The 12395-nt window shown below is 72.5% G+C and carries 9 protein-coding genes; 3 read left to right on the top strand and 6 right to left on the bottom strand.

Annotated features, from left to right (window positions below; translation table 11 throughout):
* Positions 1–155 precede the first annotated feature (155 nt).
* Both AB852_RS09900 and AB852_RS09895 read right to left on the bottom strand, forming a co-directional pair.
* Positions 156–1733: an alpha/beta fold hydrolase gene (locus AB852_RS09900; protein WP_073786161.1), complete on the bottom strand. Its 1578-nt coding sequence runs from the start codon at positions 1731–1733 to the stop codon at positions 156–158.
* 670 nt (positions 1734–2403) lie between these two features.
* Complete coding sequence (locus AB852_RS09895; protein ID WP_073786159.1) at positions 2404–3678, bottom strand: DUF1266 domain-containing protein; 1275 nt, start codon at positions 3676–3678, stop codon at positions 2404–2406.
* A 314-nt stretch (positions 3679–3992) separates the two neighbouring features.
* Between AB852_RS09895 and AB852_RS09890 the strand changes: the two genes are divergently transcribed.
* Positions 3993–4472 (top strand): hypothetical protein, encoded by a 480-nt coding sequence (locus AB852_RS09890; RefSeq protein ID WP_073786157.1) that lies wholly within the window; start codon positions 3993–3995, stop codon positions 4470–4472.
* A gap of 61 nt (positions 4473–4533) precedes the next feature.
* Here the strand turns inward: AB852_RS09890 and AB852_RS09885 are convergent, their stop codons facing one another.
* Positions 4534–5994: a Gfo/Idh/MocA family protein gene (locus AB852_RS09885; RefSeq protein ID WP_073786155.1), complete on the bottom strand. Its 1461-nt coding sequence runs from the start codon at positions 5992–5994 to the stop codon at positions 4534–4536.
* A 198-nt stretch (positions 5995–6192) separates the two neighbouring features.
* Between AB852_RS09885 and AB852_RS09880 the strand changes: the two genes are divergently transcribed.
* A complete protein-coding gene (locus tag AB852_RS09880; protein ID WP_073786153.1) occupies positions 6193–6846 on the top strand; it encodes a DUF4230 domain-containing protein in 654 nt (217 codons plus the stop codon).
* A 151-nt stretch (positions 6847–6997) separates the two neighbouring features.
* Here the strand turns inward: AB852_RS09880 and AB852_RS09875 are convergent, their stop codons facing one another.
* Positions 6998–8032, bottom strand: coding sequence for an acetylserotonin O-methyltransferase (locus AB852_RS09875; protein ID WP_245876702.1), 1035 nt, complete (start codon positions 8030–8032; stop codon positions 6998–7000).
* Positions 8033–8463: 431 nt separating this feature from the next.
* On the opposite strand from AB852_RS09875, the gene AB852_RS09870 reads away from it, so the two are divergent.
* Positions 8464–8913: an MmpS family transport accessory protein gene (locus AB852_RS09870; protein ID WP_073786151.1), complete on the top strand. Its 450-nt coding sequence runs from the start codon at positions 8464–8466 to the stop codon at positions 8911–8913.
* Between the two features lie 97 nt (positions 8914–9010).
* On the opposite strand, the gene AB852_RS09865 is transcribed toward AB852_RS09870, so the two are convergent.
* Together AB852_RS09865 and AB852_RS09860 are read right to left on the bottom strand one after the other, a co-directional pair.
* Positions 9011–10417, bottom strand: a complete 1407-nt coding sequence (locus AB852_RS09865) for an MFS transporter (protein ID WP_079184470.1) — start codon at positions 10415–10417, stop codon at positions 9011–9013.
* 362 nt (positions 10418–10779) lie between these two features.
* Positions 10780–12378 (bottom strand): MFS transporter, encoded by a 1599-nt coding sequence (locus AB852_RS09860; protein WP_073786149.1) that lies wholly within the window; start codon positions 12376–12378, stop codon positions 10780–10782.
* Positions 12379–12395 lie beyond the last annotated feature (17 nt).

The following is a 12395-nucleotide window of genomic DNA, read 5'->3' as shown; positions in this document are numbered from 1 at the left end:
CGATGAAGTGGCGGATCGTGGGGTTGTGGTCGGCCGGTCGGCGTGCACCCTCTGTAATTCCCCAAAGGCATATGCCGATGTGTGCGGTACCCCGGGCCGGACCGGGGTACCGCACACATCGGCGGAGAATGACGGAGAGCCGGACAGGAGCCGTGCTAGCGGGTACCCTGCCCCGGCTCCGGACGGCAGGTCGAGTCCTTCGCGGGCAGCTCACCCGTCGCCAGATAGGCGTTCACCCGGTCGTCCACGCACCGGTTGCCGAAGAAGCCGTACACCGCGTGCTGGTCCGAGCCCTGAAGGGTGATCAGGCGCGACGAGCTCCAGTCGGCACGCACCACCCGCGCCCCGCGGTACGTGGTCCGCGGGTCCCCGACGGAGTTGACCAGCAGCGCCGGGAAGTCACCGGTCACCTTCGTCGGCCGCTCGGCCGGCCGGTCCCAGAAGGCACACGGATTGGCGTTCTGGGTGAACGGACCCAGCAGCGCGTCCTTCGCACGGGCCCGCTCGATGTCCCGCCAGTACACCTCCGGATCACGCGGGGCGGCCTTGTCGGCGCACAGGATGGCGTTCTGCGCACTGCCACCGGCCGAGACCGCGCCGGTGAACACGAACTTCAGGGTCTCGGCGACATCCGGTGACGGGGAGACCTGCGTACCGGACGCGGCCTGCCGCATCTCCCGCACCATGCGCGCGAACCGGTCGAACGCCGCGGCGTTGTCGTCCGACAACGAGCCGAAGACCAGCGCGGGGACGGTGTGCTCGTCGAGCGTGAACTCCCCGAGCCGGAACGGCGCGCGCTCAGCGGAGTGCTGCACCCCCTCCACGGTCCGCACCACGGCCTTCCGTGAGGTCCCCAGCCCATAGGCGCGGTGGCGGTCCGCGACCCATGCCGCCCAGTTCTCCAGAGCCGCGCGGTTCTCCGCGGTCGCGCCCGCCAGCAGCCGCGGGCCGTACGCGACGGGGTCGATGACCCCGTCGAGGACCACCCGGTCGGCGCGGCCCGGGAACATCGACACATACACCTGACCGAGATAACTCCCGTACGAGTAACCGAGGTAGGAGATCTTCCGCTCACCGAGCGCGGCACGGATGATGTCCATGTCCCGTGCCGTGGCACGGGTGCTCGCGAACGGCAGCACATCGCCCACGGCGGTCCGGCAGCGCTCGGCCAGGTCCCGGAAGAGCGCGGTCGTCCGGTCGAACCCGGCCCGGTCCTTCCCCGCCGACCGGAACGCGGTCCCGGTGGGCCAGCCGCAGTCCACGGGGGCGCTGCGGCCGACGAACCGGGGATCGACGCCGATGATGTCGTAGCGGCCCGCCACGTCCTTCATCGCGTCCCGGGCCGCCGGCGCGTCACCCAGACTGGGGCCGCCGGGGCCACCGCCGTTGAGCAGCAGCGGCCCGATCCTGCGGGCCCGGTCCGTCGCCTCGATCCGGGAGACGGCGATGGTGATCGTCCGTCCTTCGGGGTTCCGGTGGTCCAGCGGGACCGTCACCCCGGCGCAGCGCGCGCCCGCCTTCTCCAGGTCCTTCCCGACCTGGTCACCGGGGCCCTGGACGCAACTGCGCCAGTCGAGTTGCTGATGGTGGAAGCGGGCGGCCGGACCGGCCCGCCCCGGGTCGGCCGCCGGACCGGCGGCCCCGGCGGGGGCGGCAGGCAGGACCGACAGACAGACCGCGGCGGCGGTGGCGCCGAGCGCGGCGGTACGGATGGCGCGCGAGGAGCGGGGCATGGGGGTTCCCTTCCAGAGCGGTGGAGTCCCGGCGAACGCCGGTCACCCCAACGTAGGACCCCCGTCGCGCGTGATCACTGGGGTACACCAGTCGCTCCCGGGTGGGGTAATCCCCCCTGAGTCAGGGGGAGTCGGCACCCTTGCGTTCACGCCGGGTGGTGTCCGGTCCTACCCCCGGGTTCCCTGTGACGCGCGCCATAGCCCTCCTCCGGGGTGCTCGAAATGCCGGAACTCCGAGGGCGCACAAGGTGAACAAATGGAGAACAGAAGCTCCGTCCATGTGAAGAGGCGGCTTCGTGGGTTCGCCTATGCGGCCTCCTGGGGAATCGCTGCGGGAGTGAGAGCGCTCTCACCCGTATGGCGGAATTCCCGGGCGCAGCGAGCGGCTCATGGCGGTCCCGAACGCCTTGCGGGGGAGGGCAGTTGGAGTGCCGCGTGGGCGCCGGTGAATGCGTTCCGCTCCGTCGGTCCGGTGAATTCCGTGTTCCGGGAGCGTGGGTGACTCCCCGTTCCGCCCCGGGGTAACGGGGACTCTGTGCCGACGGTGCGGATTGGGGATCGGGTACGCCCGGCGTTTTCGGGATCGGGTACGCCCGGCGCCGGAACCGCTGGACGTACCCGGTCCCGAAGTGCCGGACCTGTGCGGCCCTCCGGTGCCGGGCGCCCCTGGTCAGTCCGCCGTGAAGGGCACCGTCCGCCACGGTCCGTCAGGGTCGGTGGTCAGCGCCCGGTGCGCGTCGAGGACCTCCGTGTACCAGGACCCGAAGCTCTCCTCGTCGAAGTGCAGACACCGCCCCAGCACGTACCCGGCCGAGAACTCCTCCCAGGAGCCGTACATCACCCTGGCCACCCGGGACACCCGCTCCAGCGCCGCGTACGTCTCCGCCTGCGTCGCGTACCGCGCGCCCCGCCCCCAGCGGGCCATCTGCGAGGCCCGGCCCAGGTCCCAGGCCGCGACCGACCGTATCCGGCCGCCCGGCGGCAGCAGTCCGTCGGCCCGGAACCGGGACTCGTACCGCAGTACCGAACCCACCAGCGCCCGTACCTTGTGCACGAGTTCGCCGGTCTGCTCGGCGGTCGCCCGTCCGGCCTCCGCCAGCCGCGCCCGCAGCACCTCCTCGGCGTGATCCCGCCACCGCCGCGGATCGGCTCCGCCGTCCGCCGCGCCTTCCAGCAGCGAGGTCCGCGCGTCCAGCACGAAGTCCCAGCCCCAGGGGCTCACCTCCCGGAGCAGCAGACGTTCCTGGGTGTCCAGCCAGTCGTCCCGGTCGCCCACGTCCCAGCCCTCGGCCATCCGGTCGACCTCGCCCGTGTGCCCCTTGCCGCCGTGCCAGTGGTGGGCGTTCCAGGGTTCGCCGTTCGCGAAGCACAGATGCGCGCCGCACGCGAGACCGTGCAGCAGATCGCCCTGCCCCGGACCGCCGGAGCGCAGGGTCACCACCCGGTCCGCGAGGGCGTCCGGGTCGAACAGTTCGTTGTGCGACTCCAGCCAGGCCTTCCGCTCCTCGGCGTCGGTCGCGAAGTAGCGCTCGCAGGGCGTGGCGACGTTCACGGCCAGCACATCGACGTGCGCGGGCAGATCGAACGCCAGCCGTCCCAACGAGGCGTACTCGTAGACCAGATACGGATGCGGACGCGGCAGCAGTCCCGTCGTGTAGACCTGTGCCACGGTCCGTCCGTCCGGCGCGTCGACGGTCAGCATCGGCAGGTCGGCCGACGCGTCGTCGCCGTCCTCCCGCCGGGCCCGTGCCACGTCCAGCCGCACCGGGTAGTACACGCCCTCCAGCGCGACGGTCCGCAGATAGGCGTGGTCGTTGTCCTTCGCGCACAGTGAGTGCAGCCGCTGCTCGATGTCCGTCGGCGCGGTCCACCGGCTGCCGTCCGCAGGGGCGGCCACCTTCGGGAACACCTCGTCATGGACCTCGTCCTCGACCCCCGTGTCCATCCCGAACCCCCTCTCCCGGGCGCCTCCCCGGCGCCCGTCCAAGATCGAGCCGCACACGCTACCGGCCCCCGCGCGGTACGCCCGCACCCGTCCCCGCGCGCTCTGTCCGGGCAGCCGGACCCGGCACGGAGGCCGGCCGCGCCGGGCCCACGGACCACGGACGCGCCCCGCGGCCGTGCGGCGTGCTGTCCGACAACCACCGTCCGACGAGGCCTCGTTGACGGCTCCTGGCGGGCGTGTCAGCGTCGATCCGCCCACGCACCACGACCGGACCGCCATCCGGGCGGCCCGCACGGGAACCGAGGGGGAACACCATGAGCACACGCGGGACCCGCTGGACCACGGCGACGGCGCTGCTCGCCGCCGGAGCGACACTCGCCGTCGGCGCGCTCGGGTCGGCGGCCCAGGCCGCCGACCACCGCGGCGCCGACCGCGCCACGGGCACGGCCCAGGCGCGGTTCCAGAGCGATCCCACCCCGGAGGAGCAGGAGCGGCTGCGGGAGATCGCGGGCGCCATCTGGACCCCGGAGCTCGCCGCCGGCTGGAACATGAACGCCGAGGTCGCGGGCGTCCTGTCGCAGGCCACGGAACGCATCCTGGAATGTTCGGCGGCGTTCGCCCTCGTTCCCAGGCCGCCGGGGTTCGTCCCGGGCCTCGGATACCTGGTGCAGTACTGGAAGAACCTGCGTGACTACTACCTGGTCGTCAAGCAGAACCGCACCTACCGCGCCTGCGTGGTGTCGACCGCCGCCTACTACCGCTCCATCATCGAGATGGCGTCGCAGGGCATCTGACCACCGGGTGCCCGGCCCCGCCCGCGGACCGCCGTCCGTCGGGCGGGGCGGGCACCACCGGTCATCCGTCGTTCGCGGGCCGTTCGGAGTCCGTCCCGGCGCGGGCCTTGCGCCACTCGCCCCGGGTGAAGTCGGGGATCGCCTGGGGCGCGCCCTGTGCCTTGACCGACGCGTGGCTCAGCGGGACGGGCGCCGTCCAGGTCGCCGCGTCGTACACGTCGAAGTCCGGTACCAGGCCCAGCCGCATGCACTGCGTGAGCCGGAACAGCATGATGTAGTCCATCCCGCCGTGGCCGCCCGGCGGGTTCGCGTGCTCCTTCCACAGCCAGTGGTCCCATTCGGCGTAGCGGGAGAAGTCCGCCCAGCGGTCGTCCAGGTGGTCGGGCTCGATGTAGATACGCGCGGGGTAGTCCTCGAAGACCCCCTTGGTCCCGCCGAGGCTGTTGATCCTGCTGTACGGGTGCGGGGTCGACACATCGTGCTCCAGCCGGATGATCCGGCCCTTCGCCGTCCGGAGCATGCTGACCGTACGGTCGCTGCCGATGTACGACTCCTTCCAGCTCGGATGCCCCGCCGGTACATGGGCCTCGCGGTACTCGGCGAGCCCCAGCGCCGGGGTGCCGAAGCTGGAGATGCTCACCACCCGGTCACCGCGGTTGACGTCCATGTAGTTGGCGACCGGGGCGAAACCGTGGTTCGGGTACAGATCACCGCGCAGCCGGGTGTGCCACAGCCGCCGCCAGGGTCCCTCGTAGTAGTCGTCGTCGAACATCAGACCGCGCAGATCGTGGTTGTAGGCGCCCGCGCCGTGCAGCAGTTCACCGAACTTGCCCGCGTGCGCCATCCGCAGCACCCGCATCTCGTTGCGGCCGTAGGCGCAGTTCTCCAGCTGCATGCAGTGCCGCCGGGTCCGCTCCGACAGGTCGACCAGCGCCCACAGCTCGTCCAGCCGCATCGCGACGGGACACTCCACCCCCACGTGCTTGCCGCTCAGCATCGCGGCTCTCGCCATCGCGAAGTGCGTCTCCCACGGCGTCGCCACATAGACGAAGTCCAGGTCGCCGCGTGCGCACAGGTTCTCGTAGTCGTCCTCGTCCTTGGCGTACACCGCGGGGGCGGGCTGTCCCGCCGCGACGACCTTCGCGGCGACGCGTTCCGCCTTGTCCCGCACCGGGTCGCACAGGGCGACCACCCGGACCCCCGGCAGCGCCAGGAAGAGATCGGCCATCGAGCCGCCGCGGTTGCCGAGCCCGATGATCCCCACCCGGACGGTGGTGCGGCGCTCGAAGGGAACCCCCGCCATCGTGCGGCCCTTGCGCGCGGGCGTCGCGTCCGGCTCCCGTCCGGCCGCCGCGGCGACCGCGTCGGCGGGTCCGGCCGCGGCGGCGGGACCCGCGCCCAGCGCGCCCAGCGCGAGCCCCGCGCCCGCGGCGCCCGCCGTGGTCCGCAGCACGGAACGGCGGCTCATCGGCCCGTCGTCGCCGTCCTCGGGGGACCGGTCCTGTACTGCCTCGTCGTTCATCGAGCCTCCAGGGGAGCTGATGGTGCGTGGCTTTGTCATGAACCTCACGAAGGACGATGGTCGGTGGGTCCCCTGATGCGCAAGGGGCCCGTTTGGACTCTTGGCGCGAGTGCATGGACTCTTCGCCCGGGCCGCTCGCCGCGGCATGGCCTGATCCACGCAGTCCGGGGCAATCGTCTACCGACGGAAGGAGGAGTCATGCTCCTGGGTGGTGTGGTGAGGAAGGCTCCCCGGTGGGCGCTGGCGCTCGCCGTGGCGGCGCTGGCGGCCGGGGTGTTCGTCACGGGGGCCCGGCTGTCCTCCGGGTTCGACGGGATGTTCGGCGAGGAGACCAAGGACCGTACGGGCCCGGTGCTTCTCAAGTCCATCCAGGACATGAGCCGTTACCAGGCCGCGTCCGGCAACTTCCAGGTGGTGGTGGACCTGGAGAAGGACGCGCGCTATCTGCCGGACGCGCTGCGCGGTACACGCGTCCTGTACGTCGGCGCGGGCTCGGTCGACGCGTACGTCGACCTCGGACGGATCGACGAGGGTGCCGTCACCGTCGACAAGGACCGCGGCTCCGCGACCCTGCGGCTGCCGCACGCCCGGCTCGCCGAGCCCGCGCTGGACCCCGACCGCTCCTACGCGGTGTCCAAGCAGCGCGGACTCCTCGACCGCCTCGGGGACTTCTTCTCCGACAACCCCGGCGACGAGCGCGCGGTGCAGCGGCTGGCGGCCCGGCACATCGCCGACGCGGCCCAGGAGACCAGCCTTGTCGACCGCGCCGAGGCCAACACCACCACGATGCTGCGCGGGCTGCTGCGGTCGCTCGGCTTCGAGGAGGTGAAGGTGGTGTACGGCGCCGGCTGACGACCGTGGGCCGACCGGAGGTGCGTCGGCCGGACACCCCGGTCCGCGACGGACGCCAGGACCGACAGGCGGGGCGGACGGGCCCGTACCGCCGCCGCCCCGCGCGGGACGGCGGCGGAACGGGCGGGCGGCGGACCCCGGACGGCGGCGCCTACTTCACCGCGACGACCATGGACTCCGGGCCGGACAGATGGTGGACCCGGCTCTCGCTGAACCCCGCCTCCGCCAGCCATCCGCGGCAGTCCTCGCCGGTGTACTCGAAGCCGCCGGGTGTCTCCAGCAGCATGGTCAGACTCATCAGCAGCCCATGGACGTTCTCGCGCCGGTCGTCGTCCAGCAGGGACTCGTAGACGATCAGGGTGCCGCCCGGCGCCAGCGCCTCGTACGCCTTGTCGAGCAGGGTGCGGGCCTGGGGGAGCGCGAAGCCGCTGAGGATGTGTCCGAGGACGAGCACGTCCGCCCGGGGGAGCGGGTCGGCGAAGAAGTCGCCGGGCTGGAAGGCCAGCCGGTCGCCGAGGCCGGATTCCTCCTGGCGCCGGTGGAAACCGGGTGCCACGGCGGGCAGATCGAAGCCGATGCCCCGCAGATGCGGGTGGCGGTCCAGCAGATGGGTGAGGACGGCGCCCTCCGCGCACCCGATGTCCACGACGCTGCGGTGCGGCGCCCAGTCGAAGACCTCGGCCAGGGCGTGCGCGGACCCCATGGACAGCCCGGTCATGGCCTCCTGGAAGACGGCGAGCCGGTCGGGGTCCTGGTAGAGGGCGGTGTACATCCCGTCGTCGCCATCGGTGATGCCGTTCTGCGGGAGTCCGGTGCGCAGCGCCGTTTCGAGGTCGGCCCACAGGGCGTACATCCTGCTGTCGTTCATCTCCAGGAAGCCGCCCGCGTAGGCGGGCCTGCCGCGCACCAGGTAGTAGTCGGCCGCCGGGGTGTTGGCGTACTTGTCGCCGTCGCGGTCGAGGGCGCCGAGCGCGACCAGGGTGTCGAAGAAGTCGCGGGCGGAGCGGGGGTGCAGACCGAGCCGGGTCCGCAGGTCCGGCGCGGTCAGGGGCTGTTCGGCGAGAGCGGTGAACAGCCCGAGGCGGGCGGCGACGAGGAGGACCTTCGAGGCCATGAACCCGGAAGCGAGCTCCATGAGATGGCCGAGGGGCGGGGCGTCGTCCTGGCGGACGGTGGTGTTGCTCAACGGATGGCTCCTGGTGGGGGATTGCCGTACGCCGCGACCGCGCCGCACAGCCCCGAAGCTACCCAAACCTGTGATCGTTCAGACACTTTCGGTGACATTTCGGGGTCACGGGTGGGTGGTGTGAGCCCCGGAGCGAGTACCGGTGCGGTGGACGATCCGTTCCGCCCCGGACGTGGCCCGCGGCGCCGGCGGCACTCATCCGGCGCGAACGGGACACCCGGAACGGCCGACACGCGTGCCGTGGTGGGCAAGCGCGCGCGGGGCGCGAACGGGACACCTTCCCGCAGGCCGCCCCCGGCGTCCCCCGTGCCACCTGGGGGAGGGTCACCGCGGCTGCGCTGACCTGCTCTTCGGAGGGTCCGACCGGTTTGACTTTTACCACCGCTTTACGGTTGTGTGCGGGTCTCACCATCATGACCCGGGGGTCCCTCATGCACCGTTCCATCCGTAATTCCGCCCTGGCCGCGCTGACCGTCGCGGGCCTCGTCTTCGGCCTCAGCGCCTGTTCCGAGGTCACCGACGCGGCCAAGGAGAAGGCGACCGAAGAGGTCGACAAGGCGGTGGACAAGTCGATGAACGAGAAGTACGAGGTCACGTACGAGGTCACCGGCAAGAGCATCGCCAGCATCCAGTACGCGGAGGGCGGCGGCACCGCCACCAACCCGAAGCTGGCCACGGTCGAGAACCCGACCCTCCCGTGGAAGAAGACCGTGACCCTGCGCGGCATCATGCCGCCCTCGGTCCTGCCGCTCGCCGTCGACCCGACCGGTGACTCCGAGGTCGCCTGCAAGATCATCTACAAGGGCAAGCCCATCGCCGAGGAGGCCGGCAAGGGTGCCGCCTCCGCCGCCGGCTGCGTGGCCGTCTCCCCGATCGTCTGACGGTCCGGCGGGCCGGGGACCCCGGCCCGCCGCGACCCGCACCGAGCCGTGCACCGGGACCGTTCCCGGGCACGGCTCGGCCGCGTTCACGGCCCCGCTACGCCGTGCGCCCGCCCCGGCTCAGCAGCGGCACACCGATCGCCGCGACGGTCAGCCCGACGATCGCCATCCCGTACGCGACGGCATACGGATCGGTGTCACCGCCGGGCAGCGACGAGAACCCGATCCCCACGTACAGCGCCACACCGCCCGCCCCGCCCAGCTGATCGGCGCACCGCTGCACCCCGGACGCGATACCCGCGTCGTCCTCGGTGACCGAGTGCAGGGCCGCGTTCTGCAACGCCACCAGGGCGACCCCCATACCGGACGCGACGCACACCATCCCGGGCAGCACCGCGACGGCGGCCGAATCCGACGGGGACACGGCGAGCCAGCCGCAGCCGAGACCGGTGGCCACGATCCCGAGCACCGCGCCCCGCGCGTCGCCCACCCGCCGCAGGACACCGGGCACGACGACGGTCGCAAGGATCAGGGTCACCGCCAGCGGCAGGAACCACAGCCCCGCGGCGATCGGCGAGAGCCCGAGATCCCGCTGCACGAACAGCGTCAGCAGGAAGAACGACGTCGACAGCGCCGCACTGAGCAGCGCCGTCGCCAGGTTGGCGACGACCCGTACCCGGTCGCGGAAGAACGACAGCGGAACCAGCGGATGCGGTGAGCGCCGCTCCACCACCGGGAACGCCAGGGCGCACAGCACACCGGCCAGCGTGGTCCCGGCGGCCGACAGGACATCGGGACGCTGCTCGCCCCACTCGATGACACCGTGGATCAGCAGCAGCGGCGCGGCCGTCAGCAGCAGCGCCCCGGGAAGGTCGAGCGGCTGCCGCGCGGCCCGCCGCCCGTCGGGCACCACCAGCACCCGTACGCCCACCAGCACCACGGCGATCAGCGGCAGATTGACCAGGAAGATCCAGCGCCAGTGGAGGAGTTGGGTGATCAGACCCGACAGCAGGAAGCCCAGCACCAGACCGCTGCTCGCGACCGCGGCCCAGACCCCGAGCGCCCTGGAGCGGGCCGCCGGGTCCGGGTAGAGCAGTGCCAGCGTCGACATCGCCGCCGGAGCGGCGAGCGCCTCACCGGCACCCTGGGCGAAGCGGGCCAGCACCAGCATCTCCAGCGAGGTCGCGAGTCCGGCGGCCAGCGACGCCAGACCGAACACCGCCGCGCCCACCAACAGGGTGCGGCGGCGGCCGTGGAGGTCGGCGATCCGGCCGCCGACCATCAGCAGCCCGCCGCCGACGACGGTGTATCCCGTCACGACCCAGGTGAGCTGACGGGCGTCCGCACCGAAGTCGGTGCCGATCGAGGGCAACGCGATGTTCACGACGGTGACGTCGACGGCGATGAGGAACTGCAACAGGGCGAGGACCAGCAGGGTCAGCCGACGGGACCGGGGACGGCCGACGGCAGCGCTCGGCCGCCCGTCACGGGCAAGGAAGGACATGGGAAGCGGTACTCCGGATTCTCAGGAAGACGCGCGCCGCACGGGGGCTCCGTGCGGAAACGGCACACGGACAGACGTCGCCGCCGGGTTCGTCCCCGTATCCGCCGTGACGGCGGCCGGACGCCCGGTCGACCCTGAGAACCTCTAGGTACCGCTCATCCCGCGACCGTACCATCCGCCCGACGGCCGTCCCGTTCCCGCCCTGGCCCGCACCGGAACCGTTCGGCCGGGTCACCGTCACCCGTCTGGGACGCCGCGCCCCAGGCTCCAACCCGGCTCCCGAACACCCGCGTTGGTCACCGCTGGGGGTGCGGGCGGCGGCGGCCGTGACAGGTGTCGTCACCGCGGACACGCCCCCCGCGTCACCCGGCCTTGTCGACCCTGGCCGCCGCACGGTGGCTCGCGTCGTCGCCCGCCGCGTCGTCCCCGGCTTCGTCCGCCGCCCTGTTCGTCGCGTCGTCCGTCGCGCTCCGCGTCCCGCGCAGCGCCCATCCGGCGCCGACCGCGAGCAGCAGCATCAGCGCGCCCCCGGCGACCCCGACCATGTTGAGGCCCGCCGTGAACGCGTCCCGGGCGGTGGCCGTCAGTTCGTCACCGGCGGGGGAGGGCAGCGTCCCGGCGACCGTCAGAGTGCTCGCCAGATCGTCGCCCGCCGCAGGCTCGGAAGCCGTCCGGGCGGCGAACACCGCGGCGACGAGGCTCCCGTTCAGCGCCACCCCCAGACCGACACCCAGCTCCCCGCTGGTCTCGGACATCGCCGCCGCCGAGCCCGTCTTCTCCAGCGGGGCGGCGGCCACCACCAGTTCGGTCGTCAGGACCGGTAGCGGGCTGATCCCGGCGATGGCGATGGCCGACCCGGTCACCAGGGTGGACAGCCCGCCGGCCGTGTCCACCTGGCTGACCAGCGCGAAGCCCGCCACCGACAGCAGCGCGCCGCCCGCCATCACCCGCGCCGGGCCGAACCGCCGCGCCAGCGGGGGCGCGAGCATCATGCCCGCCGTCGCCGCCAGGACCACCGGCAGCATCCACAGGCCCGCCCGCAGCGGGGACATGCCCGCGACCAACTGGAAGTACTGCGGTGCGAGATACTGCACGCCGTTGATCGCGACCAGCCCGAACAGCAGCAGGCCGAGGGCGACCGAGAACGTACGGTTCGAGAACAGCGACAGGTCCAGCAGCGGATGAGCGAGCCGCCGCTGCCGTCGTACGAACAGCGCCCCGCACAGCACCCCGGCCGCCACGGCCACCGCCGTCACCGGGCCGGGCCCCTCGGAGGCCAGGTGCTTCAGCCCATGGATCACCGGAAGCAGTGTCGCGAGGGACAGCGCGATGCTCGGCATGTCCAGCGGGCCCGGCCGCGGATCGCGGTACTCGGGCAGCAGCACCGGCCCCAGGGCCAGCAGCACGGCCATCACCGGGACGGCGAGCAGGAACACCGAGCCCCACCAGAAGTGCTCCAGCATCGCACCGCCGACGAGCGGCCCGATCGCGACCCCCACCGTCATCGTCGTCATCCAGATCGCGATGGCCTGCGCGCGCTGCCGCGCGTCCAGGAACATGGTGCTGATCAGCGACAGCGTCGACGGCATCAGCGTGGCCCCCGCCACCCCGAGCAGCGCGCGGGCCGCGATCAGCATCTCCGCGCTGGTCGCGTACGCGGTGAGGACCGACGCCACGGCGAACACCGCCCCGCCGGTCAGCAGCAGCCGCCGTCGCCCCAGCCGGTCACCGAGCGTGCCCATGGTGACCAGGAACCCCGCGATCACGAAGCCGTAGATGTCCATGATCCACAGGGTCTGGGCGCCGCTCGGCCGCAGATCCGCGACCAGTTGCGGCGCCGCCAGGAACAGCACGCTGACGTCCAGCGCGAGCACCAGCAGCGGGAGCGAGAGCACGGCGAGCCCGGCCCATTGCCTCGGGCCCGCCCGATGCGTGGGACGGGGTGGTGCGTACGACGGCATGGGGGCCTCCTCGGCGG

Origin of the sequence: Streptomyces uncialis (assembly GCF_001905345.1) — a bacterium.
GTDB classification, from domain to species: domain Bacteria; phylum Actinomycetota; class Actinomycetes; order Streptomycetales; family Streptomycetaceae; genus Streptomyces; species Streptomyces uncialis.
The sequence above is the reverse complement of the archived record's forward strand: the minus strand, read 5'-3'. Positions and strand labels throughout refer to the sequence as shown.